The sequence below is a fragment of the Mycobacterium sp. IDUB_1 genome, from assembly GCF_055419625.1.
Genome location: NZ_JBVAYA010000001.1, coordinates 995,952 through 1,022,697 on the forward strand (window position 1 = coordinate 995,952; position 26,746 = coordinate 1,022,697).

A 26,746-nucleotide genomic window follows, 5' to 3' on the forward strand; every position below is an offset into this window, starting at 1 on the left:
TAACCCTCACTCGTCCTTGATCAAATGAAAAACTCTGTGGGACAGGCTGATTCAGCCGACAAACCGCAGATCGGGAAGCGTGCCGCTGGCCACCAGCATGATGTAGAAGTCGGTGAACATCAGCGTGCCCAGCGTGATCCAGGCGTAGAGCTTGTGCCGGGTGTTGAGCTTGCTGATCTGCGTCCACATCCAGTACCGGACCGGGTGTTTGGAGAAGTGCTTGAGCCGGCCGCCCGCGACGTGACGGCACGAGTGGCACGAGATCGTGTACACCCAGAGCATCACCACGTTGATCACGAGGATGACGTTGCCGAGGCCGAAGCCGAAGCCGCCGGGACCGTCCTCGGAGTGGAAGGCTTTGATCGCATCCCAGGTGTTGATGACCGAGATGAGCGCGGCGATGTAGAAGAAGTAGCGGTGCAGGTTCTGCAGGACCAGCGGGAAGCGCGTCTCGCCGGTGTACTTCGCGTGCGGCTCGGCCACGGCGCAGGCAGTCGGCGATTGCCACACCGAGCGGTAGTAGGCGCCGCGGTAGTAGTAGCAGGTGAGCCGGAACAGCAGCAGGAACGGCAGCGACAGCAGCGCGTACGGCAGTAGCGACAACGGCCCCGACGTGGGCAGGATCTGCGGCCAGAACTCGCTGGCCTCGCCGCAGGCCTTGCTCAGACACGGTGAGTAGAACGGTGTGAGGTAGTGGTACTCCGCGACGAAGAAGTTGTCGCGCATGAACGCACGCACCGTCGCGTAGATGATGAACGCGGCGAACCCCAGGTCCGTGACGATCGGCGACTTGAGCCAGTTGTCGGTACGCAAGGTGCGCGCCGCGATCTGGGCTCGGCCTGGGGAGAAGACGCCGGTCGCTTTGCGGTCGGCGGTGGGTGCGCTCACATTTCCCTCTCGATGAAGTTTTCCGGGCAGACCTGTCCGGTCGGCCCCGAGCTCAGCGGGTTCCGCCGAGGCCCTCGTCGTCGACGCCCCGCCAGAAATCGGTGTCGTACTGGGTGTCCGGAATCGCGATGCGTTCGCCGGCGTGATGGTGCCGGGACAGACCGCGCGCGAGTTCCAGTTCCTCGGCGTCGATATCGAGGCGATCGATATCGTTGAGGATGCGTTCGGCGTCGTTGACGATGCGACGGGTGGCAGGGCTGTCCCCGTATCGCGACGCCAGCGTTGTCACGCATCGCCGGAGATTCCCGATCAGATCGTGAAGTTCGGCGAGCTCGGTGGTGCTGGTGGACAAGTGACCTCCTTGGGCTGAAGGGTGTCGTGCATCACAGTACGCACTCGATGCTAGCCATATCACCCGCCTCGAGGGTGAGACAGATCACTTTGATGACATGGAGGTAACAATGGCGCAGGACATTCTCAAGGGCCGTGCGGAGCAGTTGCTGGCGCTTCACCGGCCCGGTGATCCGGTGGTTCTGCCGACGGTGTGGGACGCGTGGTCAGCGGGTCTGGCGGCCGACGCCGGGTTCGCGGCGTTGACCGTCGGCAGCCACCCGGTGGCCGATTCGGTCGGCAAGGCCGACAACGAGGGCATGACCTTCGACGATCTGCTCACCCGGGTCGCCCAGATCACCGCGGCGACGGAGTTGCCGGTGTCGGTCGACATCGAATCCGGCTACGCCGAAGCGCCCGAACGGCTCATCGAAGGATTGCTCAGCGTCGGGGCGGTGGGCCTCAACATCGAGGACACCGTGCACAGCGAGGGTGGCCGGCTCCGCACCCCGGAAGAACACGCAGACGTGGTCGGGGCGTTGCGCGCAGCGGCCGACGCGTCGGGAGTGCACGTCGTGGTCAACGCGCGCACCGATCTGTTCCTGCGTCAGGACGGCGACGAGTCCGATCGGGTGGACCGCGCGATCGCCCGGCTGCGGCTGGCCGCCGACGCCGGAGCCGACGTCCTCTACCCGGTGGGACTACACGCCCCGGAGACCATGACGCGGCTGACGTCCGAGCTTCCGCTTCCGGTGAACGCGATCGGCGCCCCGGACAAGGCCGATCCTGCGTCGTACGGTCCGCTCGGCGTGGCGCGCATCAGTTTCGGGCCGTTCTGGCAGGCGGCTCTTGCGGAGCGTGCGAAGGAGATCCTGGCGCGCTGGCGCTGACGTCAGTCGGTCTCGACGACCAGGACTTCGGTGTTGGCCTTGCGTTTGACGATGCGAGGCACCGAGCCGACGAGCCGGCCGACCATCGAGTTCAGGCCCACGCTGCCCACCACGAGGAGGTCGGCACCGACCTTCTCGGCCAGGTCGATGAGCGCATCGGCGGGCGCCCCTTCCACCGCGCGTTCCTCGACGGTGCTGGCGCCGGCGTTGCGGGCCCGCGCGGCAGCGTCGCGCAGCAGTCCGTAGACGGGCGCGTCGCCCTCGGTCCGGTAGGCCTCACCACGGGGCTGATCGGGGTCCGGTCCGGCGGCGTCGTGGCGTTTCGGCACGTGCGCCGAGGCGATGATCAGGCGTGCCCCGGACTCCGCTGCCAGCGCCGCCGCCTTGTCCACGGCGCGCAGAGAGGTGTCCGAGCCGTCGGTGCCGACGACGATGGTCTTGTACGAGGTCACGTGATGCCCCTTTCCCTGGCGTCCATCGAGCGTACAAGTGTTCACTCGACTTCTACCCCGGAATGGGCCGACGCGAACCGACCTCAGCGGTGGACGTCGGTGATCGCGATGTCGATCTCGACGCCGGCGACGTCGCCGACGACCTCGGTGATCGCCGTGACGGCTTGCGTGCGGACCCGTTCTGCCGTGGCGGCCAGGTCGACGCCGTAGCGGCCGCTGACCTCGATGCGTACGGCTCGTAGCGCAGCGTCGTCGACCGCGACGCCGATGTCGACCAGCTTCACGTCGGGAAGCGACCGCGCGCCGCGCGCCACGGTGGCGCGCACCACGAGATCGCTGACCTCGATGCGGCCCGGCGCCTGGCCGGGACGGGGATCGACGACGGCCACCGGCCAGCCGGATCGGGGGGTGGCGCGCACGGCCTCGATGACCCGCCGCTCGATGGCCGGCCAGCCGCGCTCAGGCGCGGCGCGCAGTTCCCGCGATGCCCGGGCCAGCACGTCGTAATCGCCTATCGCCATCGTTGCAGCCTCTGTTGCAGGGTGGTTCGTGCGCGGTGATGATGCCCCCGTGCTCCGTCGGGGCTCAGACTCAGGATCGTCCCTATCTGCGGGAAGGTCAATTCTTCGACCTCGCGCAGCATCCAGACAGCCCGCTGTCGTGGCGGCAATTCGGCCAACGCTTCCTCCAACGCGCCGAGGAACTCGGTGTTCGACAGGGTGGTGAACGGGTCCGAAGCAGCCGACGGGTCGGCGGGGTCGAGGAGCCGGTCGTCGAGGGGGATGGCCCGCTTCACCCGGTGCGAATCGGCCACCTTGCGCGAACAGATGGCGAACAGCCACGTCCGAGGGCTCGAATCGCCGCGAAACCGCTCGATCTGACGCCACGCGGCGACGAACGTCTCCTGCACGATGTCCTGCACGGCAGCTTCGTCGCGCGTCATCCGACGGGCGTAGCGATACAGTGCGGGCCCGTGCCGGCGGATCAGGGTCTCGAAGGCACTGCGGTCCCCGGCGGCCGCCGCGGCTGCCAGGTCGCGGTCGTCGACATCTATCTCGACGTCATCCTCGACCAGGGGGTCGCCGGCAGACATCGTCTGAAGTGATCCTCTCGACTATCCACAACGCGAAACGGAATGACGCCGCGAGCCTAGCCATCTGCGTGACCGCGATGTGGCCGGTGACACATAAGTCAGGGATTCGGATCGGCCGTCGCTGCGCGACCTACTGGTGAGAGCATCACAGCAACGCCGAGGAAGGCAGGACAGCCATGAGCACGGAACGCGGAAAGACGACGATCGCCGACACGGTGGTCGCGAAGATCGCCGGCCTGGCGGCGCGGGAGGTCAACGGGGTGCACGCACTGGGCGGCAGCGCGACCCGCGCGGTCGGCGCGCTGCGGGACCGCATCCCCGGCGCCTCGGTCAATCACGCCCAAGGCGTGTCGGTCGAGGTCGGCGAGAAGCAGGCGGCGGTCGACGTCGACATCGTGGCCGAATACGGGGTGTCGATCAACGATCTCGCGTCGGGCATCCGCCGTAACGTCATCGCCGCCCTCGAGCGGATGACCGGCTTGGAGGTCGTCGAGGTGAACATCACCGTGCACGACGTCTTCGTCGAGGGCGACATCACGGCAGACAACGCTCCCGAGAACCGGGCGCGCACCTCCGACGATCTGCGCGTCGTATGAGCGCCCGCGAGGCCGCAGACATCGTCGCCGACGTCGTGTTGGGCACCCCGGGAGTCGCAGGTCTGCACCCTGGCATGTTCGGCGAGGTCGGCACGTATCTGCCGGGACGGCGGGTGGACGGCGTGCGGCTCGGCGACACCGACATCGATGTCCACCTGAGCGTGCGGGAAGGTGCGCCGGTGCGTGATACCGCGGCCGCGGTCCGCGAGGCGGTGGCCCGTGAGTTCCCCGGACAGGCGGTCAACGTGACCGTCGAGGACGTCGTCTCAGTCGACAGCGCCGCAGTGGACTGACGCTCACAGCGGGCCTCGCGGCCCGGTGAGGACACCGTGATGGGCCCTTCACACGGCAGAACACGGCGGCAATATGTGCTTCCTAGCGTGGCCGCATGGCAACTTCACGCGTCGTGGTCGTCGGCCACGGCATGGTCGGCCACCGATTCGTCGAGGCATTGCGGGCTCGAGACTCGGCTGATCAATGGCAGATCACTGTGCTGGCAGAAGAACTCGACGCCGCGTACGACCGGGTCGGCCTGACCGGATACACCGAGCACTGGGACCGCCCCCGACTTGCGTTGGCGGGCAACACCTATGACGGCGACGAGCAGGTGGAGCTGCGGCTCGGGCAGCGCGTCGTTGCGCTCGACACGGCCGCGGCCACCGTGATCACCTCCGACGGAGAGCGATTCGGCTACGACGCGCTCGTGCTGGCCACCGGTTCGTACGCCTTCGTGCCGCCGGTGCCGGGCCATGATCTGCCGGTCTGTCACGTGTATCGCACACTCGACGATCTGGACGCGATCAAGGCAGACGCGATGCGCGCAGTAGCCGCCACCTCCGGTGACGCCGACGGCGTCGTCATCGGAGGCGGCCTGCTCGGGTTGGAGGCCGCCAACGCGCTGCGCGGCTTCGGGATGACACCGCACGTGGTCGAGATGGCACCCCGGTTGATGGCCCAGCAGCTCGACGAGGCCGGTGGTGCACTGCTGGCCCGCATGATCGGCGAACTGGGTATCGCCGTGCACGTCGGGGCGGGCACCGAGCGCATCGAAGCATCAGATGCCGGGGCGCGGGTCACGCTCAGCGACGGCACCGTCGTCGACGCGGGTGTGGTGATCTTCGCCGCAGGTGTGCGGCCGCGTGACGAGCTGGCGCGCGAGGCCGGGCTGGCGATCGCCGAACGTGGGGGAGTGCTCACCGACACGTCCTGTGCCACACGGGACCCGCGTGTCTTCGCGATCGGCGAGGTTGCTGCCATCGACGGCCGGTGCTACGGCCTCGTGGGGCCGGGATACACCAGCGCCGAGGTGGTGGCTGACCGATTGCTCGGTGGTGCAGCCGAATTCGGTACGGCCGACATGTCGACCAAGCTCAAGCTGCTCGGTGTGGACGTGGCGAGCTTCGGTGACGCGATGGGCGCCACGCCGGGTTGTCTCGAGGTCGTGGTCAACGACGCGGTGGCGCAGACCTACGGCAAACTGGTGCTCTCCGACGACGCCCGCACGCTGCTGGGCGGCATCCTGGTCGGCGACGCGTCGGCCTACGGGGTGTTGCGCCCGATGGTCGGCGAGCAGCTGCCCGGTGACCCCATGTCCTTCATCGTGCCGGTCGGAAGTGACTCGGGCGCCGCATCTCTCGGTGTCGCTGCGCTCCCGGATGCAGCACAGATCTGCTCGTGCAACAACGTCACAAAGGGTGATGTCACCGCCGCCATCGGCTCAGGCTGCTGTGACGTAGCCGCGCTGAAGTCGTGCACCAAGGCGGGCACCTCGTGTGGGTCGTGCGTACCGCTGCTCAAGCAGCTGCTCGAAGCCCAGGGGGTCGAGCAGTCCAAGGCTCTCTGTGAGCACTTCGGCCACTCCCGGGCGGAGCTGTTCGAGATCGTCAGCGCCACCGAGATCCGCACCTTCTCGGGGTTGATCGAGAAGTTCGGCAGCGGAAAGGGTTGCGACATATGCAAACCCGTCGTCGCGTCCATCCTGGCGTCGACGAGCAGCGATCACATCCTCGACGGGGAACAGGCGTCTCTGCAGGACTCGAACGACCACTTCCTGGCCAACATCCAGCGCAACGGCAGCTACTCGGTTGTGCCGCGCGTGCCCGGCGGTGACATCACGCCCGAGCACCTGATCCTGATCGGCGAGATCGCCCGCGATTTCGGTCTGTACACCAAGATCACCGGGGGTCAGCGCATCGACATGTTCGGTGCGCGGGTCGATCAGCTCCCCGAGATCTGGCGGCGGCTGGTCGAGGGCGGTATGGAATCCGGCCACGCGTACGGAAAGTCGCTGCGCACAGTCAAGAGCTGCGTCGGAAGTGACTGGTGCCGCTACGGGCAGCAGGATTCGGTGCAGATGGCCATCAATCTGGAGCTGCGCTACCGCGGCCTGCGCTCACCGCACAAGATCAAGGTGGGTGTGTCAGGGTGCGCCCGCGAATGCGCGGAAGCGCGGGGCAAGGACGTCGGTGTCATCGCCACCGAGAACGGGTGGAACCTCTACGTCGGCGGCAACGGCGGAATGACCCCGCGCCACGCGGAGTTGCTCGCGAGCGATCTCGACGACGAGACGTTGGTGCGCTACATCGACCGCTTCCTGATGTTCTACATCCGCACCGCGGATCGGTTGCAGCGCAGCGCACCCTGGGTGGAGGAGAAGGGACTCGATCACATAAGGGATGTCGTCTGCGACGACTCCCTGGGTCTGGCAGAGGAATTCGAGGCCGCGATAGCCCGCCACGTCGAGGGCTACGCGTGCGAATGGAAGGGCGTGCTCGACGATCCCGACAAGCTGGCGCGTTTCGTCTCGTTCGTCAACGCCCCCGGCGTCGAGGACCCGACGGTCACGTTCACGAAGAATGCGGGGCGCATGGTGCCGACTCCGCTCGGTGTACCGAAGGTGGTTCAGCGGTGACAATTCTCAGTGACATCAGCACGGTCGATGTCTGGACGACGGCCTGCGCCTACGACTTCCTGCTGCCCAATCGCGGTGTCGGGGTGCTGCTGCCCGACGCAGCGCAGGCCGCACTGTTCCGCCTCGATGACGGCACCCTGCATGCGGTCGGCAACATCGACCCGTTCACCGGCGCGGCGGTGATGTCGCGGGGAATCGTCGGTGACCGGGGCGGGCGCGTCACCGTGCAGTCCCCACTCAAGAAGCAGGCCTTCGCCCTCGACGACGGGATCTGCCTGGACGATCCGACCTACGAGCTGCCCGTCTATGCCACCCGCGTCACCCCAGACGGTGACGTCCAGATCGGCACTCCCCCCGCGGATCCCACCGCGGAATAGCATTCCCGGCTGCAGTTCAGGCGATTTCACAACCATGGCTTCTCGCTGGCGAACAACAGACTAGGGACTTTCGGCCCGCGACACGGCCGCGAAAACTACCTACCGTCGTAGTCATGACGTATGTGATCGGCAGCGCGTGTAGGGACATCGTCGACAAGTCCTGCGTGCAGGAGTGCCCCGCCGACTGCATCTACGAGGGTGCGCGGGCGATGTACATCAACCCCAACGAGTGCGTGGACTGCGGTGCCTGCCGTCTGGCCTGCCGTGTCGACGCCATCTACTACGAAACCGACCTACCCGACGAGGAACTCGCACACCTCGAAGACAACGCGGCGTTCTTCAGCGTGGTCCTCCCCGGCCGCGACGCTCCGATCGGTGACCCCGGGGGTGCGCTTGCGCTGGGCCGGATCGGCGTTGACACGCCGTTGGTGGCTGCTCAGCCACCATCGACGACCGATCACCCCTGACGGACGAGCCTCGCCGTCCTGGCCCGCAGGAACCGGTGGGCGGTCAACCGGGTGATACCGGGGTGCCGTCCCAGCGGCTCGGTCACCACATCGGCAGCGCTGTCGCGCAACCGATCCTGGAACAAGCCCTCGGACAACAGGTATGACGCTACGACAACCCGTCGGCCGCGGCGGCGCAGTGCGGTGACGGCATCGGCGACCCGCGGCTCCCCGGTCGCGGCGAACGCCAGTTCCACGCGTGAACCGAGCGTTGCCGACACCCACGCGGCGGTGGTGTGCAGGTCGTGCAGCGCTGCCGGGTCCGACGTGCCCGCGGCCGCGAGAACCACTGAATCGTCAGGGCGCCAGCCGGCTTCGACGAGTCGATCGACGACCACTCGGACCAGTTGCGGGTCGGGACCCAGCGCGGCGGTCACGGTGACGGCAGGATGACCGCTGTCATGCACGTGCGCGGGAATGTCGGTGGTCACGTGGTAACCGCGGGCCAGGAACGCCGGCACCAGCACGGCGGGCTCGTCGGCGTGGGCGTCGAGGACCTCGGCAGGCGTGGGTCCGATGACGTCGACGAAGGCGACGTGCACTGGGTGCTCGACCATCTCGGACACGCGGCCGGCCAGGTCGCCGATCAACTCGACGCCCTGCGGCTTGCGGGTACCGTGCGCCACCAGCACGTAGCTCATGACGCGTACGCCTCGTCGATGGGCAGCCGATAGCCGCGTTTGACGACGGTGGCCACCATCTTCTTGTCTCCCAACGCTGTTCGCAGCCGCAGCACCGCGGTTTCCACGGCGTGGGTGTCCGTGCCGCTGCCGGGGAGGGCGCGGAGCAGGTCGGCTCGCGATACCACCGCACCCGGGCGGTGGGCCAACGCACGGATGGTGGCCATCGCCGCCGGTGACATCGCCTTGACCGCTCCGTCGACCAGCACGCAATTGCCGCGAATCTCCAGCAGGTGCCCGGCCACCCGAACCGTGCGGGCCTGCAGCAGCGGCAGCTCGTCGGTGATGTGGCGGGCCAACGCGCCCAACCTCATTCGCTCCGGAGCCGACGTCGGCACGCCGAGCCGCACCAGCGGCCGGGCGGTCACCGGGCCCACGCACATCGCGTGCACGCTGCCGCGCAGCGCGGCGAGCAGCTCGTCCTCGACGCCGAGTTCCTGCGCCCGCATGAGCACCGAGGCCACCGCAGGTGCGGAGGTGAAGCTGACGGCGTCGAACTTCTCCTCGGCGATCCCGACGACGAGTGCGTCGAAGTCGCCGTGCCGCGGCGCGGGGTGCCAGCGGTACACCCGGATGGGCACCACGTCGGCCCCGGCGGCACGCAACTCGTCGAGGAATTCGGGGAACGGGTCCCAGTCGGCGGTCGCGCCGTGCAGCTGCACCGCGATGCGGGCGCCGTCGATCCCGCCTTCGAGCAGATAGTGCAGGACTTCGCGGGAGGACTCCGAATCCGGGGACCACTCCTCGGGCAGGCCGGCGGCCCGCAGCGCTCCGGTGGCCTTCGGGCCGCGCGACACCACCCGGGCCTTGGCCAGCGCGGCGGTGAGCTCGGTCGCCAGGCCCCAGCCGTCGGCCGCGGCCATCCAGCCGCGCAGCCCGATACCGGTGGTCGCGACCACGATGTCCGGCGGTTCGTCGATGAGGGCACGGGTGCGTTGGCGCAGCTCGTCGTCATCGGGCAGCGGCACCATCTCGATGGCGGCCGCGCTGGTGACGGTCGCACCGCGCCGGGTCAGCAGCGCGGCGAGCTCGTCAGCGCGTCGCGCTGAGGTCACCGCGACACGGAATCCGGTGAGCGGCGACCAGTCCGGCTCACTCATGCCCGGCTGCTTCATGAGCACTGTCTATTCAGGTCGTGTTTCGCGCCGGTTACCTGGCCGTTGCGGCGCGGTGTCACCGCCGGGCAGGCCGTGAATTTCCGCTCACCGTCGCCGCGGGCCCCGTGTGAGGCTCACCAGACGTCCCCGTCGCGCCAGTCGCAGGCCAGGTCGGCGGCCGAATCCAGGTCGATTGTCGAGGTCACCGGCAGGACGAAGACGGTGCCGTCGTCGTCCGGGGTCCGCACCAGCCCGCTGGGTGCCAGCACGGAGGTGGTGCCGCGCCACGGCGTCCAGCCCCTGCTGGTGTAGAGCGGGCGCCCCAGCTCGCTGGTGCTCAGCGCGCCGAGGACGTAGCCGCCGCGGATCACCTGTTCGGCTGCCTCCATCAACGCATGGGCCAGTCCCTGGCCGCGGTGGTCCTCCCGCACGGCGACCGCCTCGACGTACCCGCAGCGCAGCGCGGTGTCGCGGTAGAGCAGACGTCGTGCGACGACAGCGGCGTGACCGATGATCGCTCCGCGCTGACAGATGACCGCGTGCATACCGCCGAGCGCATGCTCCCAGTCGGCGTCGGAGAACTCACCGCCGTAGGCCTCGGTGAGCATGCGCCGCGCGTCGGCGCGGGAGTCGTCGTCGAGATCGGAGGTGTGGACGAGGCGGGCACGCACACCTGCAGGTCTACCAGGCAGACCGCTCGTCCGGCGGCGAGAACGGCGCTCTGGGTCGCGCCCAGTGCATCCGCACCGTCTGGCCCGGCCGGGTCTGCGCGATCGCGTCGACATCGTCGTCGACGACGACGCCGATCACCGGATAGCCACCCGTGACGGGGTGATCGGGGCCGAGCATCACGGGAAAGCCGTTGGGCGGCACCTGGATTGCGCCGCGCATCAGGCCTTCGCTGGGCAGCTGGCGGTCCGGCCACCGGTACTCCAGCGGCGTGCCCACCAGACGGATGCCCACGCGGTCGCTGCGGTCGGTGACCTGCCAGTTGGTGCGGATGAGAACGTCGGGGTCGACGAACCAGTTGTCGCGAGGCCCCGGAACCACCCGCAGGTCCACAGGGGCGTCGTCGAGCGCGGCCACCGGTGCCTGGTCGACTTCGGGGAACTCGTCGGTGTGCTCGCCGATACGCAGCACGTCCCCGGATGTCAGCGGTCGCGGTCCGATCGAGGACAGCACGTCGAAGCTGCGCGACCCCAGCACCGGCTCGACGTCGACACCGCCCCGCACCGCGAGATACGAGCGCAGACCCGACCGGGCCGGCCCCAGCGAGATCACGTCGCCGGCGCGGACATGGTGAACACTGTTGATGCCGAACGGGATTCCGCCGACCGCGGGATCGACGTCGGCGCCGGTGACCGCCACGGTCACGTCGCCTCCACACACGCGTGCGCTGAATCCGCCCAGTGTCACCTCGATGGTCGCGCGGTCGTCGGGGTTGGCCACCAGCCGGTTGGCCAGCGTGTGGGAGCGGCGGTCAGCGGCCCCGGAGCGGGTCACGCCGAGGTGTGACAGACCCGGTCTGCCGAGATCCTCCACCAGTGCCAGCGGGCCGGGCTGCAGGATCTCCAGCGTTACCTCGGTCATGGCGTCACCGCCCGGAACTGCACCCAACGTCCCGGGGTCAGCAGCGCGGGTTCGTCGCGGTCGACGTCCCACAGCACGGCGTCGGTCCGCCCGATGAGCTGCCAGCCGCCGGGCGATTCCCGGGGGTAGACACCGCTGAACGGACCCGCCAGCGCGACCGCACCGACGGGCACCTTGGTGCGCGGTTCGGCGCGACGGGGGACTTCGAGCCGATCGTCGCCGCCCAGGAGGTAACCGAAACCCGGTGCGAAGCCACTGAATCCGACCCGCCACGGACGTCCGGTGTGCGCGGCGACGACCCCGTCGACCGACAAGCCGGTCAGCCGGGCCACCTCGTCGAGGTCGGCCCCGTCGTAGACCACGTCGATGACGACGTCGGCCTCCCCGTCGGGGGGAGAGCTCGATTCGGCGATGCTGTCGGCGGCAGGCGCGACACGGCCGAGGCGTTGACGGGTCGGGGCCTGACACTCGTTGTCGGCCAGGATGACCAGGACGGTCCGCGCGGCGGGCACCAGGTCCACCACGCCGGGTAACTCGGCCGCCCGCAACGCCTCCGTCCAGGCGAGCACCTCGGCCGTGTCACCGAATTCGAGGAGCAGGCCACGATCGCCGTAGTCGTGGATCGCCTCTGCTGTCACACCCATCTGCCAACGCTACCGTCGCGTGCGGGGTTGAATGCAGCAATGGGTGGGGGGTCGGCGCGCGCCGGCGCGCTGATGACGGTGACCGCCATGGTCTCGGTGCAACTGGGAATGGCGGTCGCGGTCAAGCTGATCGACCACATCGGCTCGGACGGGACCGCGTGGCTGCGCCTCGCGTGGGCGGGCTTGATCCTGCTCATCTGGGTACGGCCTCGCCCGTCGGCGTTCACGGCCAAGACATTCGGCATGTGCGTCGTACTCGGTGTCGTGAGCGCCGCGGTGTCGCTGTTCTTCATGGCATCGCTGGATCGGTTGCCGCTCGGGACCGCGACAGCACTGGAGTTCCTCGGCCCGCTCACGGTCGCCGCCGCGCACGGTCGCGGACTCGCGCGGGTGTTGTGGCCGGGGCTGGCCGCCCTCGGCGTGATCCTGCTCAGCCAGCCGTTCAGCGGTGGGGTCGACCTGAAGGGCGTGGTGCTGGCGCTCGCCGCGGGCGCCGCCTGGGCGCTGTACATCCTGCTGACCCAGAACGTGGGCGATCAGGTTGCTGGTGTGACCGGGCTGGCAGTGTCGATGCCGATCGCCGGGCTGGTGTCGACGTTCACAGTGAGCACGACGGTGTTCGAGCGGATGACATGGCAGGTGGTCCTGATCGGCCTGGGCATGGCGATCCTGCTGCCGGTGGTCCCTTTCGTGCTCGAACTGCTGGCGCTGCGCCGGTTGACGACGGCGGCGTTCGGCACGCTGATGTGTCTGGAGCCGGCGCTGGCGTTCGTCGTCGGCTTCACGTTGCTGGATCAGGAGCTCGGCGTCTCCGCGATCATCGGCATCTTCGTGGTGGTGATCGCGGGTGTCGGAGCGGCGCGCAGTGGCGGCCGGCAGGCGGACATGCACATCGAGGTCGGCTGAGCCGACGATCCGGCAGAAGTGGGTCAGCCCACCAGTTGGTATGTGGGCTCGCGGCGTTTGATGATCGCGATCACGCGGTAGGTGATCGGCAGCATGACCACCTCGACGGCGGTCTTGTAGACCCAGCCCAGGGCCGTGTAGACGGCAAAGTCCTTGAAGGTCGTGATGCCGATCGCACTCGCGGCGATTGTGCAGAACACCAACGTGTCGCCGAGCTGACCGACGAACGTCGACCCCACCAGCCGGGCCCACAGGTGCTTCTCCTTGGTGCGCTCCTTGATCGCCACCACCACCCATGCGTTGAGGGTCTGCCCGACGATGAAGCCGGCGAGTCCGGCGACGATCAGCTGGGTGTAGGCGTGGACGATGTTCTCGAAATGCTCCTGGTTGGTGTAGAAATCCGCGGCGGGTAGATAGATGGTCACCCAAAAGGCAAGGGCAGCAAGGATGTTCATCGCGAACCCGGCAAAGATGGCCCGTCGTGCCGCCTTGAATCCGTACACCTCGCTCAGCACGTCGCCGATCACGTAGGTCAGCGGGAACACGATGAAGCCGCCGTCGGTGATGATCGGGCCGAACGCCACGCCCTTGGTGGCGGTCACGTTGGAGATGATCACCAGCGCGGTGAACACCGCGACGAGGATCGGATAGTAGGCCGAGCCGACGCGCGCGAAGGTGGCGTGCTGATCAGTGTTGGGCTCGGTCACCGGCCCATTAGATCAGCTCAGCGCCGCCGCGATCATCGGCGGCAGTTTGTCGACGACCACCGGGTAGGACAGCACCGAGGCGTAGGCGATCGCACCGGCGAGCTCTTTTCCGGTGAAGACGGTGTGCTTGCCGGTGGTCGCCCGCGACGCGGCGACGATGGGGTCGGCCAGCAGAGCAGCCTGTTCCTCGTCGCTTTCGGTGGTCCAGATGACGACGTCGGCGGAGTCCAGCACCTTCGCGAGCCGATCCCGGGCGATGGTGCCGTCCGCGTCCGCGAGGGTCAGGCCCATGTCGGTGAGGAACGCGCGCCGCCAGCTCGGGCCGGTCACGCGGGCGCCCGCGCCGTCGACCCGGCCGTCGAGCAGCAGCACCGTCTTGTTCGCGAACTCCGGGTGGTCGTCCTTGACCTTTTTCAGCGACGCGTCGATGTCGGAGACGAGCTTGGCCATGTCGTCGCGGTGGAACGTGGCCTGCCCGATGAGCGCGGCCTGGTCGCGCCAGGGTTCGAAGAAGGCGTTTCGGCCTGACTGCGCGATGGTGGGGGCGATGGCCTTCAGCGCCTGGTAGGTGTCTTGATCCAGGCCGGCGTTGGTCGCGACGATGAGGTCGGGCCGGGCCGCGGCGATCTGCTCGATCTGCATGCCGTCGGCCAGGGACAGCACCGCCGGCGTCGCGCCGCCGAGCCGGGCCTGCGCCCAGGGCCAGACGCCGAAGGGCTCGCCGCCGAACCAGTCGGTGACCGCAACCGGCACCACACCGAGGGCCAGCAGGTCGTCGGCGTCGTTGAGTCCCGCGCTGACGACGCGCGTCGGCGGTTTGGGGATCGTGGTCTCCCCGAAGGCGTGGGTCACGGTGACCGAACCGTCGGAGGCCACCGCGCCCGGCTTTTCGGATCGACAGGCGGTCAACAGCGCCGCCGTCGCCGTCAACGCCAGAACGCTTCGCCGGGTCCACACTTCGGGCACCCGGCGAGAATATAGAGCCGGTCCCCACGTCGCCGGACATTGCCGAGCTATGACGTGAGCGGGAGACCCTCGTCGAGGAAGTTCAGCCCAGCGACGATCGCGGCGGGATCGATGGGGGTGTTGTGCAGTGCGGCCATCATGACGCCGGTCATCGCGCCGGCGGTGATGCGCAGGCGGGGGTCGTCGGTCGGCAAATCGAGCCGGGTCGCGAGAGCCTCGGTGATCTTCTCGATGGTTTCTATGTAGGTGTCGTAGAGCGCGCCGCTGGCTTCGGGCAGCGAGTAGAGCAGCCGCTGGCGGGCCATCTCATCACCCCACTCGGGGTTCTCGATGCCGGTGAACACCTGCTCGACGGCGTGCCGGTAGGCGGCAATCGGAGACAGTTCGGGGGGCGCGGCGAGGAACAGCGCGATGATCGGTTCCATCAGCTGATCAGGGATCAGGAGGGCGGTTTTGGTGGGGAAGTAGCGGAAGAAGGTGCGCGGGGAGATGTCGGCTTCAGCCGCGATCTGCTCGACGGTGGTGTTGGGGTAGCCGAATTGCTCGAACAGTCGGAAGGCCGCGAACCGCACCGCTTCGCGGGTCTGACGCTTCTTGCGCTCTCGAAGCCCCTCAGCGTGGTCGGGGGACATCCTCCGATTGTCGCTCAGTCACGCGCGGACATCTGCGATTCGGGTTAGCGGAGGACGAGCGTCACACTCAGGGCGACCATCACGACGGCGATGGTGCCGTCGAGCACCCGCCACGTGCGCGTCGACGCGAAGTAGCTGCGCAGCCGCGTGGCTCCGAAGCCCAGCGCGGTGAACCAGACGGCGCTGGCTGTGACGGCACCGACGCCGAACAGCCAGCGATTCTCGCGATGTTCGTTCGCCAGGGTGCCGAGCAGGACAACGGTGTCGAGGTAGACGTGCGGATTGAGGAAGGTCAGCGCAAGGCAGGTGGCAAGCACGCCGGCCAGGCGCGCGGGCCGGGCGTCGGCGGGGGTCAGTGCACCAGGGCGACACGCGCGGCGCGCGGCGAGGAGCCCGTACACGAGGAGGAAGGCAGCGCCGCCGTAGGTCGCGAGTGAGACCAGCTGGGGGTGGGCGCTGACGAGGGCCCCGAAGCCCGCGATGCCTGCGGCGATGAGGACGAGATCGGACACCGTGCAGACGGCGACGACCGGCAAGACGTGTTCACCGCGGATGCCCTGCCGGAGCACGAAGGCGTTCTGCGCGCCGATCGCCGCGATCAGCGCCATCGAGGTGGCGAACCCGGTCAGCACGATGAGGGCGGTGGTGGTCATGACGATGACGGTAGGGATTGAGCAGAGAGTAATACAGCTAAAGTTTCTTCAGATTGTTCAGTTGCGCTAATGCGAGGGCTTGCCGTCGTGTGTTGGCCGCGGAGCCGCCTCACCGTCCGAAGCAGCGGCTGAGGAAACCGTTCGGGAAATTTCGGGCCTAGCCCACCAAGCCACCAGCGATGCAGGCGAAGATTCGAGGCTTGTCCAACGCTCGTTCTCACACTCGTGCGCCGTGCAGGGTCATCCAGTGCAGGCGCTGCCGAACCGACAGGCCGCCAGAGTGGAGGGGGTGGATACGAACGACTAGGACCACAGTCCAAGATCAAGCCGCCACGGTACGGTTCTCGGTCCAATCCCACGCCTTCAGCCGGCCGACACCGTGAGATGAAGACGGTCGACGATGCGCAGTGCCTGCGCTGGGTCGCCGCCGTCGAAAACGGCGGCATGGATGCCCCGCATAGCTCCGGTGATCGCGTGAGCTGCTGCTGGGACATCGGTGTCGGGGTCGATTGACGTACCTTCCGCGCACCGCTCCAGGATCTGCGCGACGGCCTGCTCGAAGGTGTCGTGCCAGCGGAGTGCGAAGCTGTCTGAGCGAGGAACTCCGAGGTCGCGGAAGAGTACGTGCGCAGAGGGCGTGGCGTAGATGGCTTCGGCGGACAGCCGCAGAAAGGTTCGCAGCTGCGGGAGCGGCTCGTCCGGCCATCGGGCAGCTTCGTACTGGCGACGCATGGCCTCGACCAGGACCGTGGCGGCGTTGTCGATCGCCGCTCGAAAGAGTTCGCGCTTGCTGTCGAAGTGATGGAAGGCCGTTCGCAGCGCGACACCGGAGTGTCGCGCAACAGCGTCGACGGTGATCTGGCTGTAGTCCTGCTCGCGCAGGAGCTCCTGTGTGGCGACCATCAGACGCAGATCGGTAGGGGCGGAATGTGTCCCACGCGCGGACGCCGCGTTGACCCACCGATGCACGGTGGATGAATGCACACCCAACTCTTCGGCAACGGCCGACACACGCTGTCCGCGGAGCACTCGTTCGACAGCGGCCTGCCGTACCGAGGTTCCACGGCTCGACCTCCCGGCCATCCGAGCATCTTACGAGGATCGCACCTTGCGACTATTGCATGTCGCATGCAATAGTCGCACCGGGCGGTTCCGACCGCCTCGTCGAACTCACGTATCGGACAGTCGACATACAGAGGAGGCTCCTCGTGACTCACGACGACCGGATCACGCGCGCGCTGGTGACCGGTGCCAGCTCGGGTATCGGGGAGGCGTTTGCGAAGGCGCTTGCCGCACGCGGCTGTGACCTGGTTCTGGTCGCTCGCCGACAGGATCGGCTCGACCTGTTGTCCGAGAGTCTCGAGGCGCAGCATGGGATCTGCTGCACGACTGTGGCTTTCGACCTGTCCGTGCCGCGACCGGGAGCACGATTGCGGGCACTCGTCGACGGCGACGTGGACCTGCTGGTCAACGCCGCCGGGTTCGCCGTGCAAGGTCCCTTCGTGGACGGCGACGCTGAGGACTTTGCGCGCGTCCTGGCCGTCGACATCGGGTCGGTCGTCGACCTCTGCCATGCATTCCTGCCGGAGATGATCCGGCGACGTCGTGGCGCAATTCTGAACGTCTCCAGCACCACGGCGTATCAACCGGTGCCGACCCTGGCCGTCTACGCTGCCGCCAAGGCGTTCGTGGTCAGCTTCAGCCAATCCCTCTGGTACGAAGCGCGACGACACGGCGTCACGGTCTTCTCCTTCGCACCAGGACCCACCCAGACCGAGTTCTTCGACGTAATCGGCGACACCGCCACCGCCGTGGGCCGCATGCAGACCGCCGACCAGGTCGCGGCGGCAGGATTGCGTGCGCTCGATCGCCGCTCGACACCGCCCGCTGCGGTCTCTGGAGTCGGCAACTCGATCGGCGCTGCACTGGCCCGACTAGTCCCACGGCGGGTGCTCATGCCGGCACTCGCGCGGTCACTGCGACCAGTGACGTCGGAGAGGTGATCACCCGGTCGGCGGTGTGCCACGACGAATCTCGTTGCTTGAAAATCACATTCACCTCCAACGACAGGAGCACGCGATGATAGTGGTCACCAGCGCAGCAGGTGGTGTCGGACGCCCCCTGGTCCGACAGCTCGCCGCAGACGGACACGCCGTACGGGCGTTCGTCAAGAACGAGGACCAGGCGCGACGTTCGCGAAAAGACGGGGCGAGCGACATCGTGATCGGCGATTTGAGACGACCGGGCGATCTGGAGAACGCGCTACGCGGAGCCCGTCAGATCTACCATGCTGCCCCGACCCAGCTGGTCGACGAGGTGCCCGTGGCCGAACGACTGATAGCGGCAGCCAATGCCGTACAGCTCGATCAGATCGTGTTCCACTCGGTCATCCACCCCGACATCGCCGAACTCCCTCACCATCGGCAGAAGCTCGAGGTCGAGGGGCTCCTGCGCGATTCGGAACTGCCCGTGACCGTGCTTCGCCCCTCGCACTACATGCAGAACGTGCTGGACTTCCGAGACTTCTTCGGCGCCGGACTGCTCCCATACCCCACGTCGCCAGACAGTCGAATGGGCGTCGTCGACGTGGACGACATCGCCGCCGCGGCGGCCAACGTCTTGATCAACCCCGAGGAACACATCGGCAAGACCTACGACCTGTCGACGGTGGAGCTCACCCGCCACGACATGGCACGAATCTGGAGCCGAGTGCTGGGCCATTCCATGGTCGCGGTTCGAATTCCGCCGCGAGCCTTGAAGAATCCGTTGACGGCGGTCGGACCGTTTGGTTCCGCGATCGCCCGGTCGTTGTTGTCGACCAGATTGCGTTCCCTTCCCCACGTCGTTCGAGGATTGCGCGCGGCGCCCAACACCCGAGGGTTTCGAAGCTGGTCGTCCGATGCGCAAGATACCTACGCGCAGATGATGGAGTATTACGACGTGAACGGATTGCCGGCGGGAAACTTCGATGACTTGTCAAAGGTGTTGCCGAGGAAACCCATTGATTACGAACACTTCGCTCGTCGTTCCGCCGCGGCGCGCGATTGACGTCGCGGTGTGAGGTCGACGGGTGCCGGGGGTCTGCTTGTTCGGGGTAGAAGATGCGGATCGACTGTGCTGAAAGGCCTTGTGCGGCCGGCGGTAGACCATCTGCCGCTCACAGGAAGAGGGTGACGGGATTGGCGTTCACCAGGCCATGAGTGACGAGCAGCGGCCACATGGATCGGTAGCGCGCCCACAAGAGACCAAGGAACAGCCCGGTGATCCCTTGGTTGACGATCACGTTCGCCAAGTCCAGAGCGAGGTTGCCGCTGCCCTGAATTGCGATGTGCCATGAAGCCCACACGAGCGATGACAGGATGACCGCGGGCCACATGCCTCCCAGAATTCGAGTCCACCGTGTTTGCAGCCATCGTCGGTAGAAGAATTCTTCGACGACCGCGTTGATGACGAAACCGGCGAGAATCACGACGACCAATGTGAGGCCGTGGATGTCGGGGGGTCGGGCGAGACCGTGAGGGGACAATGCCATATAGGCGGTAGCCCATCCCAGGACGGGGATCATTGGGCGCCAGTTCACTTGGGTCTTGCCGGTACACGCCGTGTCGAGATCGTCGGTGGCCCTGGGCCGTCGGCGGGCCGATGTGAACAGCAGCAGCGGACACATTACGAGCAGGGCGATCTTCAACAGGGTGTAGGTCGGTTCAGTCGGCCCGCACAGTGTCAGCGATACCGTGAACGCCACGGCCAGCGCGAGGAGGACGAAAGCCTCTGTGCGGTCTGCCTTTGCGCGGCTCACCCTGTCGGCGCTTGCCGGTGCCCCGTGTGGGATGAGCAGTGCGAGCGTGACGCCGACCGCTGCGGGCAGCCACGGATGCCACATCGGAACGGTGTCAGTGCTATCAGCAGTGAACCGGATCTGACCGTCGGCGCCGAGGATGACGGCGAGCGCTGCGGCGACATAGATCCCAACACCGACCAGGACGATGGTCGTGCCGATCGGCCTCCGTACGGGGTGGATGAGGGCGTCGGGAGAGGACACGTCAACGAATGTAGCGGCCAGATCCTGTCTCGCCAGGCAGCGGCCGATCCAGCCACCGGACAACCACGACGCATCGCTATCCCTGTGGCATGACGGATTCCGGCAAATATGCCTTGGCGGAGGGTCTTTCGAGACGGCCAGGACACGTGTGCGGTCGTCCCGGGCTAGACACAAGCCGACCGATGCCTGGACGTGATCCGGCACAATGGGCGACATCGACGCCGATGGCGCCTGACCAGAATCATGACGTGTGACGTTGAAGTCACCTCACGAAAGGGCGGATGTGAGCGAACGCGGCGTGGAACACGTGCCCGGCGGCGAGATGTTCGACGCGATAGCGCGGGGTGACTACCCGGCCGTGGAGGCGTTGTGGGCTTCCGATATCGCGGTGTGGCACGCCGGTGACGCCGCCGACAACGACCGGTCGCAGGCGCTGTGGGTGATCCGATGGTTCATCAATGCGACGACGTCCCGGCGTTACGAGGTGTTCGACCGACGCGTGTTCGACGGCGGCTTCGTTCAACAACACGTCCTGCATGCCACGTCCACGGGAGGCGATGCCATCGCCCTGCGCGTCTGCATCGTGGTGAAGGTCGACGACGACGGACTGATCACACGCATCGACGAATACTTCGATCCGGCCGACGTGGCTCTCTTGATGCGCGCGCGATGATGGCTGCGCTCCGCCTGCGATGACGCGGGGCCCGCTGGTCCCCGCCTGCAGCGCGGCTGCTTCGTCCGAGACTCGGTGGAATGTGTTCGGGTACCTGAAATCAACCGCCGTTGCGCGCGGTGCGCGCGATCGCGGAAGCGATGTTGCTGTGGGCGCCGCACCGGCAGATGTTGCCGCTCATCCTCTCGGATCTCCTCGGGTGACGAGGTGTGTCCCTCGCGAATGCAGGCAATCCCCGACAAGATCTGACCGGGCGTACAGCGTCCCGCATCGGCCGGCCCGGCGGAAACGCTCACCGGCGAGGTCGGCGTCAAACCCCTCTTCGACCCGAACGCCGCCCGCACCTTCAGCTCCGCGGAGGTGTCATTCACGCCGAGCGCGCGCACTGCATGGCATACCCATCCCGCCGGTCAGACATTGATCGTCACCTCCGGCACCGGTTGGGTCCAGGAATGGGGTGGATCGCGTCAGACGATGACCGTCGGCGACGTCGTCTGGATCGAACCCGGGGTCAAGCACTGGCACGGGGCCACAGATGACAGCGCAATGACCCACATCGCCATTCAGGGGATTGTCCACGGCAGCCCCGTCGACTGGATGGAGCACGTCGCCGATGAGCAGTACATGCAGTAGGCGACCCGGACCTCGATGGTTTTTTGAAATGCAGTTTGAGTTAGCTGAAAAGCGATATACAGGAACATGGGCTCATGGGAGCCGACTGAGGCGCTGGTTGCGGCGGCCCGCGCGGGGCTGGACGTAGACCCAGTACGCGATGGACTGGTCGTTCAGTCCTCCGAGGGCGTGATCATCGCGGCCACGGAGAACGCCGGGTCAATCCTGGGTCTGTCCGAGCAGGATCTTCTCGGCCGGCGATCGTCGGATCCGCGCTGGGCCGGCAGCAATGAGCACGGTGCAGCGTTGCCGGGAGAAGACCACCCGTCGATGAGGGCCGTGGCATCGGGCAAGCCTGTGCGAGGCGCGATTCTCGGAATCTATCGCAGCGGACAACACGGAGTCGGGGAGCGCGCGTGGTTGCTCGTTGACAGTGTTCCTCTCATTTCCCGCGACGGCGGGCCCCCTGAAGTCGTCTCGCGATTCCGCTTGCTCACTGGCTCGCTCGCCGCGGACCTGGAGACGACCGATTTGCGACAGCTCCACGAATTCCTTGTCGAGACCAGCCCGGACATCGCCGCGTGGCAGTTGGCGGACACGACCTTCCTGTGGGTGTCGCCGGCGGTGCACGATGTCCTCGGATATGACCCCGACGAGCTCGTGGGGCGGCAGGCATTCGAACTCATGCACCCCGACGACGAGGCGGTCGCGCGTGCGGCACGGGACAGGCAGTGGCGCGGCCCCGCGTCGAACAACCAGGTATTGCGGCTGCGGCACCGGGACGGCTACTACGTCGCCCTGGAAGTTCGTCGACATGTGCTGCGGCACCCCGACGGCACCGCGGCGCAGATGCGTACTGCATGGCGTGATGTGACGGCGCGTGTCGACGCAGAACACGAACGCGGCAGGCTGCTGCGGCAGATGCAGGCGATCATCGATACCTCACCCATCGGAATTGCTGTCTGTGACATCCACGGAGTGATCCAGCAAGCCAACCCGGCACTGGAATCGATGCTCGGAATGGGATCAGCCGAGCTCGTGGACCACAACGTGGCTGAGTACGCATGCGGGCCCGATAGGCCTTTCGACCCGGGCACCCTCGGCCCCACGGCGCAACACAGTGAGCTCCAGTACCGGCGCGCGGATGGGGGCACGCTGTGGGGGTGGTGTACGGCGTTGCTCATGGCGGGTCGCCACGGCGGCCCGGCGGAGGTCCTGCTGCATCTTCAAGACGTCACCCAGCGACACCGCCACGACGAGGAGCTGCGACGGGCGGCCCTCCACGACCCGCTCACCGGCCTCCCGAATCGAGCGGGATTCGAGCACCTGCTGCGGCTCACCGACCCGAGCACCATCGGCAGACACGACGGCGTCCTCTTCATCGACATCGATGACTTCAAGGCGATCAATGACACCTACGGTCACGACGCTGGCGACACCATTCTGAGGCAGGTGGCGCAGCGGATCATCAGTGTGGTCCGCACAAGCGATCATGCTGCGCGCTTCGGCGGTGACGAGTTCGTCGTGTTCTGCCCTGACGTCACCGAACAGGACATGGTGCGCATCGCCGATCGCCTTCGCGCCGAGATTTCGCTGGCCTTCGATGTACCGCCCCACGACGATCACGTCCAACTGTCCGCGAGCATCGGTACGGCCACCGCTCCTGCCGGTTCACCGCTCGCCGATCTGTTGGCTACTGCCGACCACGCCATGTACCGCACCAAGCGTTCGCACTCGACATCCAAAGGCCCTCCAACCCAAGAGAACCCGCGCAGCGCCAATGCATAGGTGCCACACATGCTCACCACAGTGACCACCAACAGTGCACCGATAGCTTCGCCTGCGAGCGAGACGAAAAAGGCTCTCGCCCAGATGGAATGGAGTTGAGGGCATGAGATTGAAGCAGGCCATCGGCGCAGCAACGCTGGCTGCAGGGATCTGTGCAACAGGATTCGGCACCGGTATCGCGAGCGCCGATCCCGGACCCGGCCCTGGGCAGGCGTGCGGACAACCCCATGCTCCTGCGTGCGCGCCGAACGGACCGGTGGACTGGCAGCATCGCGGTGTCGATCAAGGCCGCCAGGACCACCGGCCGTTCAACTGGAACGGCCAGCAGGTGACTCCGATGCGGGCCGGCAACGGCGATGGCTGGGGATTCTGGTTCCTCGGCCAGTGGATTCGGCTGTAGTCGGCGACGTGCGACGAGGGGCGGGTCGCGTGGTGGTCCGCCCTTCCTCGCGCACTTACGCTGGTCAGGTGTTGACCGAGTTGGTGGACCTACCCGGAGGAGATTTCCTCATGGGGACGGTGGGGTTTTATCCCGAGGAGACCCCCGTCCATGCCGTCACTGTCGCGCCGTTCGCGATCGAGCGTCACCCGGTGACCAACGCGCAGTTCGCCGAGTTCGTCGCTGACACGGGGTATGTGACGGTTGCCGAGCGCGAACTCGATCCTGCTGACTTCCCGGGCGTCCCGGCCGCTGACCTGGTGCCCGGGGCGCTGGTGTTCCGCGCCACGGCGGGCCCGGTCAATCTGCGCGATTGGCGGCAGTGGTGGACCTGGGAAACCGGCGCGTCCTGGCGGCATCCATTCGGTCCCGACTCGTCGGTCGACGACCGGTCCGACCACCCCGTGGTGCAGGTTGCCTATCCGGATGCCGCCGCCTACGCGGGCTGGGCCGGGCGCAGGCTGCCGAGCGAAGCCCAGTGGGAGTACGCAGCGCGGGCCGGCTCGCAGTCCGTGTACGCGTGGGGTGACGACGTCCACCCGGGCGGACTGCTGATGGCCAACACATGGCAGGGTCGCTTCCCCTACCGGAACGACGGGGCACTCGGCTGGACCGGTACATCCCCGGTAGGCCTGTTCCCTCCCAACGACTTCGGGCTGGTGGACATGATCGGCAACGTGTGGGAATGGACGACCACGACCTACCACGGGCAGCACCAGACTGACGCACCGCCGCGGGGCTGCTGCCCGCCACCGCCGGAGACGCCGGACCCGCGTGTGCATCAGGCCCTCAAGGGGGGGTCCCATCTGTGCGCACCGGAGTACTGCCACCGCTATCGGCCGGCGGCCCGTTCGTCGCAGTCTCAGGACAGCGCCACGACCCATATCGGTTTCCGTTGCATTATCGCAGGGGACAATGCATTTCGCGGTTAGTCGCGCGGGCCGACGGTGACTGCGTCCTGTTCGGGCGCATCCGCCAGGGGCTCGACCTCCTCACCGTCGAGCACCTTCTGCATCCGGTCCTTGTCCAGCTGGCCTTCCCAGTTCGCGACCACGAACGTCGCCACACAGTTGCCGAGCAGGTTCACCGAGACGCGCATCGAATCCATGATCCGGTCGGCGCCCAGGAGTAGCGCCACTGCGGCAACCGGGATCGCCCCATGTCCGATGGCGGCGACCGTCGCAGACAAGGCCAGAAAGGACGAACCGGGCACTCCGGCCATCCCTTTCGACGTCAGCATCAGCACCAGCACCGCCGTGATCTGCTCTCCCAGGCTCAGGTCCACCCCGAGCGCCTGGGCCAGGAACAGCACACAGATCGACAGGTAGAGGGTGGCGCCGTCGAGATTGAACGAGTATCCCGTCGGTACAACCAAACCCGTGGTTGTCCGCGAACATCCGGCGTTGGCCAACTTGGCCATGATGCGGGGCAACACCACTTCGGTGGACGCCGTGCCGAGTGCCAGGAACAACTCGTCTTTGACGTACACCACGAACTTCCACAGGTTCACACCGGCGAAGACCTTCACGATCACCGCCAGGATGAGGATGAACAGCACTGCCGCCAGATAGCAGGCGGCGATCAGCTTCCCGTAACTGGCCAACGACCCGATGCCGTACTGCCCGATGATGTAGGCCATCGCGCCGAATGCGCCGAGCGGAGCCAGTCGCATCACCCAGCCGATCACGGTGAAGAAGATGTGGCTGAGGTGGTCGACGACGTTCAGGATCAGTGGCGGCCCAGATTCGCCGAACTTGGCCAGCGCCAGGCCGAAGAGCACGGCGAAGAACAGCACTTGGAGCAAAGCGTTCTCCGCGAACGCCGATACCACTGAGGTGGGGATGATGTTGAGCAGGAACTCCACGGTGTGCGGCAGCTCGCCGTTGCTCGTCTTCTTGGCCACGGCCTCGGCGCCGCTGGCCAGCGTCTGCGGATCGATGCTGAACCCGCCGCCGGGCTTGACGATGTTGCCGACCACCAGACCGAAGAGCAGTGCGAAGGTGGTCACCGCCTCGAAGTAGATCAGCGCTTTCACCCCGATGCGGCCCACCGATTTCAGGTCTCCGACGTGCGCGATGCCCAGCACGACGGTGCAGAAGATGATCGGGGCGATCAGCATCTTGATGAGCTTGATGAACCCGTCGGCCAGCGGTTTGAGTGCGCCGCCGATGTCGGGCCAGAGCCAGCCGACGAGGATGCCGGCGACGATCGCCACCAGCAACTGGATGAACAGCGACGTGTACCAGGGCGGCTTGTTGGCCAGTCGGACCATCTCGCTGTGGGGTGGCTCGGTCACAGTGGTCATGCCGAGACGCTAGGGAGTTCCCGTGACCGTGCTGTGTGGCCGATGTTTCCCGCATGAAACGGGACCCGGTGAGAAAAGCACTTTCTCGGCACTCTCTGCGCGTCCTATCGTCGCCACCATGGAGGTGCGAGCCCACGACGATGTCGAGCGTTTCCTCGCGCTCGCGCGTCCGCTGTATGCACGCGACCCGGTCCTGCACACCGTCGAGCTGACCGTGCTGAACGCTGGCGTGGCTGACGACGCGCTTCTCCTCACGGTGCACGCGGGTGACGAGGTGGTGGGTGCTGCGATGCAGACCCCGCCGTACCCGCTGCTCGTCAACGGCCTGCCGACCGAAACGATCGACAGCACTGTGGCCTTCGTGGCCGAAGCCCGCCCTGACCTGTGCGGTGTCCGGGGACTGCGCGAGCGTGCTCAGCGGTTCTGCACCGGCTGGCAGTCGTCGCTTGCTGTCGGTAGCCGTGTCAACGTCGAGGAGATGCTGTATCGGTTGGGCACCCTGAACTCACCGGCCGACGTGCCGGGAGAACACCGCCTTGCCACCGAGGCCGATCACCCGCTGCTTGCCGCGCGCGTGGAGGACTTCTTCGTCGAGGCTTTTCAGGACGTCCGCGACGAAGCGGCCGGAATGAGATTCGTGACCGACGCGGTCGCTGTGGGCAATCGCTTCGTGCTGTGGACGGTCGATGAGGAAGTGGTCAGCATGGCGATGCTGCGTGTCCCCGCGTCGGGAGTCTCGCGGATCGGGCCTGTCCAGACGCCCGCGGCGGCACGAGGGCGCGGCTTCGGGTCGGCGGTGACGGCAGCGGCCGCGCAACTCGCCCGCGACGAGGGGGTATGCGAGGTGGTGCTGTTCGCCGACCTGGCCAACTCGGTGTCGAACCGCATCTACCGTCGCATCGGCTTCGACCCGGTCAGCGAGAACATCCGGATCGACTTCGGCGCGCGAGGTTTTTGACGCGCGCCCAC

Annotated in this window: 31 protein-coding genes and 3 pseudogenes; 15 read left to right on the plus strand and 19 right to left on the minus strand. The window is 67.0% G+C overall.

All coding sequences use genetic code 11. The features are described from left to right. Nucleotides 1-51: 51 nt before the first annotated feature. Nucleotides 52-888, minus strand: coding sequence for a hypothetical protein (locus tag ACZYYX_RS04995; protein ID WP_463813325.1), 837 nt, complete (start codon nt 886-888; stop codon nt 52-54). A gap of 52 nt (nt 889-940) precedes the next feature. Next, entirely contained in the window at nt 941-1,240 is a 300-nt protein-coding gene (locus ACZYYX_RS05000; protein ID WP_463813326.1) for a hypothetical protein, read from the minus strand. Nucleotides 1,241-1,349: 109 nt separating this feature from the next. Between ACZYYX_RS05000 and ACZYYX_RS05005 the strand changes: the two genes are divergently transcribed. Beyond that, the gene (locus tag ACZYYX_RS05005; protein WP_463813327.1) at nt 1,350-2,108 is read left to right on the plus strand and encodes an isocitrate lyase/PEP mutase family protein; all 759 of its coding nucleotides are present in this window, start codon (nt 1,350-1,352) and stop codon (nt 2,106-2,108) included. A 2-nt stretch (nt 2,109-2,110) separates the two neighbouring features. Here the strand turns inward: ACZYYX_RS05005 and ACZYYX_RS05010 are convergent, their stop codons facing one another. The 3 genes from ACZYYX_RS05010 to ACZYYX_RS05020 form a co-directional block, all read right to left on the minus strand. Continuing rightward, nucleotides 2,111-2,560, minus strand: coding sequence for a universal stress protein (locus tag ACZYYX_RS05010; RefSeq protein ID WP_463813328.1), 450 nt, complete (start codon nt 2,558-2,560; stop codon nt 2,111-2,113). Between the two features lie 83 nt (nt 2,561-2,643). After that, nucleotides 2,644-3,081: a hypothetical protein gene (locus tag ACZYYX_RS05015; protein WP_463813329.1), complete on the minus strand. Its 438-nt coding sequence runs from the start codon at nt 3,079-3,081 to the stop codon at nt 2,644-2,646. Next, nucleotides 3,072-3,653, minus strand: coding sequence for an RNA polymerase sigma factor (locus ACZYYX_RS05020; protein ID WP_463813330.1), 582 nt, complete (start codon nt 3,651-3,653; stop codon nt 3,072-3,074). Before ACZYYX_RS05020 ends, ACZYYX_RS05015 begins: the two co-directional genes overlap by 10 nt. A 176-nt stretch (nt 3,654-3,829) precedes the next feature. Between ACZYYX_RS05020 and ACZYYX_RS05025 the strand changes: the two genes are divergently transcribed. The 5 genes from ACZYYX_RS05025 to fdxA all read left to right on the plus strand — a co-directional run bounded on the left by ACZYYX_RS05025 (nt 3,830) and on the right by fdxA (nt 8,004). Continuing rightward, nucleotides 3,830-4,249, plus strand: a complete 420-nt coding sequence (locus tag ACZYYX_RS05025) for an Asp23/Gls24 family envelope stress response protein (protein ID WP_463813331.1) — start codon at nt 3,830-3,832, stop codon at nt 4,247-4,249. Beyond that, entirely contained in the window at nt 4,246-4,542 is a 297-nt protein-coding gene (locus ACZYYX_RS05030; protein ID WP_463813332.1) for an Asp23/Gls24 family envelope stress response protein, read from the plus strand. The genes ACZYYX_RS05025 and ACZYYX_RS05030 overlap by 4 nt, the downstream gene beginning before the upstream one ends. A 95-nt stretch (nt 4,543-4,637) precedes the next feature. Further along, nucleotides 4,638-7,160 carry a nitrite reductase large subunit NirB gene (gene nirB / locus ACZYYX_RS05035; protein WP_463813333.1) on the plus strand — a complete coding sequence of 841 codons (2,523 nt, stop codon included), beginning with the start codon at nt 4,638-4,640 and terminating at the stop codon, nt 7,158-7,160. After that, complete coding sequence (gene nirD, locus ACZYYX_RS05040; protein WP_463813334.1) at nt 7,157-7,537, plus strand: nitrite reductase small subunit NirD; 381 nt, start codon at nt 7,157-7,159, stop codon at nt 7,535-7,537. Before nirB ends, nirD begins: the two co-directional genes overlap by 4 nt. A gap of 113 nt (nt 7,538-7,650) precedes the next feature. Then, nucleotides 7,651-8,004 carry a ferredoxin gene (gene fdxA / locus ACZYYX_RS05045; RefSeq protein ID WP_463813335.1) on the plus strand — a complete coding sequence of 118 codons (354 nt, stop codon included), beginning with the start codon at nt 7,651-7,653 and terminating at the stop codon, nt 8,002-8,004. Here the strand turns inward: fdxA and ACZYYX_RS05050 are convergent. The 5 genes from ACZYYX_RS05050 to ACZYYX_RS05070 all read right to left on the minus strand — a co-directional run bounded on the left by ACZYYX_RS05050 (nt 7,995) and on the right by ACZYYX_RS05070 (nt 12,054). Further along, entirely contained in the window at nt 7,995-8,684 is a 690-nt protein-coding gene (locus ACZYYX_RS05050) for a sirohydrochlorin chelatase (RefSeq protein ID WP_463813336.1), read from the minus strand. The two genes, fdxA and ACZYYX_RS05050, sit on opposite strands and share 10 nt — an antisense overlap. Further along, on the minus strand, nt 8,681-9,823 hold the full coding sequence (locus tag ACZYYX_RS05055; protein WP_463813337.1) for a uroporphyrinogen-III synthase: 1,143 nt from the start codon (nt 9,821-9,823) through the stop codon (nt 8,681-8,683). Before ACZYYX_RS05055 ends, ACZYYX_RS05050 begins: the two co-directional genes overlap by 4 nt. A gap of 131 nt (nt 9,824-9,954) precedes the next feature. Further along, on the minus strand, nt 9,955-10,491 hold the full coding sequence (locus tag ACZYYX_RS05060) for a GNAT family N-acetyltransferase (RefSeq protein WP_463813338.1): 537 nt from the start codon (nt 10,489-10,491) through the stop codon (nt 9,955-9,957). 10 nt (nt 10,492-10,501) lie between these two features. Beyond that, nucleotides 10,502-11,410 carry a 5-oxoprolinase/urea amidolyase family protein gene (locus ACZYYX_RS05065; RefSeq protein WP_463813339.1) on the minus strand — a complete coding sequence of 303 codons (909 nt, stop codon included), beginning with the start codon at nt 11,408-11,410 and terminating at the stop codon, nt 10,502-10,504. Then, the gene (locus ACZYYX_RS05070) at nt 11,407-12,054 is read right to left on the minus strand and encodes a 5-oxoprolinase subunit B family protein (RefSeq protein ID WP_463813340.1); all 648 of its coding nucleotides are present in this window, start codon (nt 12,052-12,054) and stop codon (nt 11,407-11,409) included. Before ACZYYX_RS05070 ends, ACZYYX_RS05065 begins: the two co-directional genes overlap by 4 nt. Nucleotides 12,055-12,093: 39 nt before the next feature. Between ACZYYX_RS05070 and ACZYYX_RS05075 the strand changes: the two genes are divergently transcribed. Next, a complete protein-coding gene (locus ACZYYX_RS05075; protein WP_463813341.1) occupies nt 12,094-12,960 on the plus strand; it encodes an EamA family transporter in 867 nt (288 codons plus the stop codon). Nucleotides 12,961-12,983: 23 nt separating this feature from the next. Here ACZYYX_RS05075 and ACZYYX_RS05080 read toward each other — a convergent pair whose 3' ends face one another. The 6 genes and pseudogenes from ACZYYX_RS05080 to ACZYYX_RS05105 form a co-directional block, all read right to left on the minus strand. Then, nucleotides 12,984-13,667, minus strand: coding sequence for a queuosine precursor transporter (locus tag ACZYYX_RS05080; RefSeq protein ID WP_463813342.1), 684 nt, complete (start codon nt 13,665-13,667; stop codon nt 12,984-12,986). Nucleotides 13,668-13,679: 12 nt separating this feature from the next. Continuing rightward, entirely contained in the window at nt 13,680-14,633 is a 954-nt protein-coding gene (locus tag ACZYYX_RS05085) for an ABC transporter substrate-binding protein (RefSeq protein WP_463813343.1), read from the minus strand. 47 nt (nt 14,634-14,680) lie between these two features. Beyond that, nucleotides 14,681-15,265 (minus strand): TetR/AcrR family transcriptional regulator, encoded by a 585-nt coding sequence (locus tag ACZYYX_RS05090; protein ID WP_463813344.1) that lies wholly within the window; start codon nt 15,263-15,265, stop codon nt 14,681-14,683. Between the two features lie 44 nt (nt 15,266-15,309). Continuing rightward, complete coding sequence (lysE, locus tag ACZYYX_RS05095; RefSeq protein ID WP_463813346.1) at nt 15,310-15,918, minus strand: L-lysine exporter; 609 nt, start codon at nt 15,916-15,918, stop codon at nt 15,310-15,312. A gap of 363 nt (nt 15,919-16,281) precedes the next feature. Next, nucleotides 16,282-16,821 carry a TetR/AcrR family transcriptional regulator gene (locus ACZYYX_RS05100; protein WP_463814811.1) on the minus strand — a complete coding sequence of 180 codons (540 nt, stop codon included), beginning with the start codon at nt 16,819-16,821 and terminating at the stop codon, nt 16,282-16,284. A gap of 51 nt (nt 16,822-16,872) precedes the next feature. Continuing rightward, a pseudogene (locus ACZYYX_RS05105) lies at nt 16,873-17,001 on the minus strand (helix-turn-helix domain-containing protein); the annotation flags it as partial. 125 nt (nt 17,002-17,126) lie between these two features. Between ACZYYX_RS05105 and ACZYYX_RS05110 the strand changes: the two are divergent. Together ACZYYX_RS05110 and ACZYYX_RS05115 are read left to right on the plus strand one after the other, a co-directional pair. Then, the gene (locus tag ACZYYX_RS05110; protein WP_463813347.1) at nt 17,127-17,921 is read left to right on the plus strand and encodes an SDR family NAD(P)-dependent oxidoreductase; all 795 of its coding nucleotides are present in this window, start codon (nt 17,127-17,129) and stop codon (nt 17,919-17,921) included. A 76-nt stretch (nt 17,922-17,997) separates the two neighbouring features. Beyond that, on the plus strand, nt 17,998-18,966 hold the full coding sequence (locus ACZYYX_RS05115; RefSeq protein WP_463813348.1) for an NmrA family NAD(P)-binding protein: 969 nt from the start codon (nt 17,998-18,000) through the stop codon (nt 18,964-18,966). 109 nt (nt 18,967-19,075) lie between these two features. Here the strand turns inward: ACZYYX_RS05115 and ACZYYX_RS05120 are convergent, their stop codons facing one another. Continuing rightward, nucleotides 19,076-19,960, minus strand: a complete 885-nt coding sequence (locus tag ACZYYX_RS05120) for a lysostaphin resistance A-like protein (protein WP_463813349.1) — start codon at nt 19,958-19,960, stop codon at nt 19,076-19,078. Nucleotides 19,961-20,282: 322 nt separating this feature from the next. On the opposite strand from ACZYYX_RS05120, the gene ACZYYX_RS05125 reads away from it, so the two are divergent. Beyond that, a complete protein-coding gene (locus tag ACZYYX_RS05125; protein WP_463814812.1) occupies nt 20,283-20,633 on the plus strand; it encodes a nuclear transport factor 2 family protein in 351 nt (116 codons plus the stop codon). 100 nt (nt 20,634-20,733) lie between these two features. On the opposite strand, the pseudogene ACZYYX_RS05130 reads toward ACZYYX_RS05125, so the two are convergent. Continuing rightward, a pseudogene (locus tag ACZYYX_RS05130) lies at nt 20,734-20,899 on the minus strand (2Fe-2S iron-sulfur cluster-binding protein); the annotation flags it as partial. Between the two features lie 52 nt (nt 20,900-20,951). On the opposite strand from ACZYYX_RS05130, the pseudogene ACZYYX_RS05135 reads away from it, so the two are divergent. From ACZYYX_RS05135 to ACZYYX_RS05150, 4 genes and pseudogenes are all read left to right on the plus strand, one after another. Then, nucleotides 20,952-21,266: pseudogene (locus ACZYYX_RS05135) on the plus strand ((R)-mandelonitrile lyase); the annotation flags it as partial. A gap of 66 nt (nt 21,267-21,332) precedes the next feature. Beyond that, complete coding sequence (locus ACZYYX_RS05140; RefSeq protein ID WP_463813350.1) at nt 21,333-23,033, plus strand: sensor domain-containing protein; 1,701 nt, start codon at nt 21,333-21,335, stop codon at nt 23,031-23,033. Between the two features lie 103 nt (nt 23,034-23,136). Beyond that, the gene (locus ACZYYX_RS05145) at nt 23,137-23,433 is read left to right on the plus strand and encodes a hypothetical protein (RefSeq protein WP_463813351.1); all 297 of its coding nucleotides are present in this window, start codon (nt 23,137-23,139) and stop codon (nt 23,431-23,433) included. A 68-nt stretch (nt 23,434-23,501) separates the two neighbouring features. Then, nucleotides 23,502-24,404, plus strand: coding sequence for a formylglycine-generating enzyme family protein (locus tag ACZYYX_RS05150; RefSeq protein WP_463813352.1), 903 nt, complete (start codon nt 23,502-23,504; stop codon nt 24,402-24,404). On the opposite strand, the gene dctA is transcribed toward ACZYYX_RS05150, so the two are convergent. Continuing rightward, nucleotides 24,401-25,777, minus strand: coding sequence for a C4-dicarboxylate transporter DctA (dctA, locus tag ACZYYX_RS05155; protein ID WP_463813353.1), 1,377 nt, complete (start codon nt 25,775-25,777; stop codon nt 24,401-24,403). The genes ACZYYX_RS05150 and dctA overlap by 4 nt on opposite strands. A gap of 118 nt (nt 25,778-25,895) precedes the next feature. Between dctA and ACZYYX_RS05160 the strand changes: the two genes are divergently transcribed. Next, on the plus strand, nt 25,896-26,735 hold the full coding sequence (locus ACZYYX_RS05160; RefSeq protein WP_463813354.1) for a GNAT family N-acetyltransferase: 840 nt from the start codon (nt 25,896-25,898) through the stop codon (nt 26,733-26,735). Nucleotides 26,736-26,746: the final 11 nt, after the last annotated feature.

Bases quoted from the DNA above. Each gene is read 5' to 3' on its own strand.
- ACZYYX_RS05115 (WP_463813348.1), top strand. From the start codon at position 17,998: ATGATAGTGGTCACCAGCGCAGCAGGTGGTGTCGGACGCCCCCTGGTC.
- ACZYYX_RS05030 (WP_463813332.1), top strand. From the start codon at position 4,246: ATGAGCGCCCGCGAGGCCGCAGACATCGTCGCCGACGTCGTGTTGGGC.
- ACZYYX_RS05070 (WP_463813340.1), bottom strand. From the start codon at position 12,054: ATGGGTGTGACAGCAGAGGCGATCCACGACTACGGCGATCGTGGCCTG.
- ACZYYX_RS05075 (WP_463813341.1), top strand. From the start codon at position 12,094: ATGGGTGGGGGGTCGGCGCGCGCCGGCGCGCTGATGACGGTGACCGCC.
- ACZYYX_RS05050 (WP_463813336.1), bottom strand. From the start codon at position 8,684: ATGAGCTACGTGCTGGTGGCGCACGGTACCCGCAAGCCGCAGGGCGTC.
- lysE (WP_463813346.1), bottom strand. From the start codon at position 15,918: ATGACCACCACCGCCCTCATCGTGCTGACCGGGTTCGCCACCTCGATG.
- fdxA (WP_463813335.1), top strand. From the start codon at position 7,651: ATGACGTATGTGATCGGCAGCGCGTGTAGGGACATCGTCGACAAGTCC.
- ACZYYX_RS05020 (WP_463813330.1), bottom strand. From the start codon at position 3,653: ATGTCTGCCGGCGACCCCCTGGTCGAGGATGACGTCGAGATAGATGTC.
- ACZYYX_RS05055 (WP_463813337.1), bottom strand. From the start codon at position 9,823: ATGAGTGAGCCGGACTGGTCGCCGCTCACCGGATTCCGTGTCGCGGTG.
- ACZYYX_RS05025 (WP_463813331.1), top strand. From the start codon at position 3,830: ATGAGCACGGAACGCGGAAAGACGACGATCGCCGACACGGTGGTCGCG.
- ACZYYX_RS05125 (WP_463814812.1), top strand. From the start codon at position 20,283: ATGTTCGACGCGATAGCGCGGGGTGACTACCCGGCCGTGGAGGCGTTG.
- dctA (WP_463813353.1), bottom strand. From the start codon at position 25,777: ATGACCACTGTGACCGAGCCACCCCACAGCGAGATGGTCCGACTGGCC.
- ACZYYX_RS05145 (WP_463813351.1), top strand. From the start codon at position 23,137: ATGAGATTGAAGCAGGCCATCGGCGCAGCAACGCTGGCTGCAGGGATC.
- ACZYYX_RS05005 (WP_463813327.1), top strand. From the start codon at position 1,350: ATGGCGCAGGACATTCTCAAGGGCCGTGCGGAGCAGTTGCTGGCGCTT.
- ACZYYX_RS05160 (WP_463813354.1), top strand. From the start codon at position 25,896: ATGGAGGTGCGAGCCCACGACGATGTCGAGCGTTTCCTCGCGCTCGCG.
- ACZYYX_RS05100 (WP_463814811.1), bottom strand. From the start codon at position 16,821: ATGGTCGCCACACAGGAGCTCCTGCGCGAGCAGGACTACAGCCAGATC.
- nirB (WP_463813333.1), top strand. From the start codon at position 4,638: ATGGCAACTTCACGCGTCGTGGTCGTCGGCCACGGCATGGTCGGCCAC.
- ACZYYX_RS05140 (WP_463813350.1), top strand. From the start codon at position 21,333: ATGGGCTCATGGGAGCCGACTGAGGCGCTGGTTGCGGCGGCCCGCGCG.
- ACZYYX_RS05090 (WP_463813344.1), bottom strand. From the start codon at position 15,265: ATGTCCCCCGACCACGCTGAGGGGCTTCGAGAGCGCAAGAAGCGTCAG.
- ACZYYX_RS05065 (WP_463813339.1), bottom strand. From the start codon at position 11,410: ATGACCGAGGTAACGCTGGAGATCCTGCAGCCCGGCCCGCTGGCACTG.
- ACZYYX_RS05015 (WP_463813329.1), bottom strand. From the start codon at position 3,081: ATGGCGATAGGCGATTACGACGTGCTGGCCCGGGCATCGCGGGAACTG.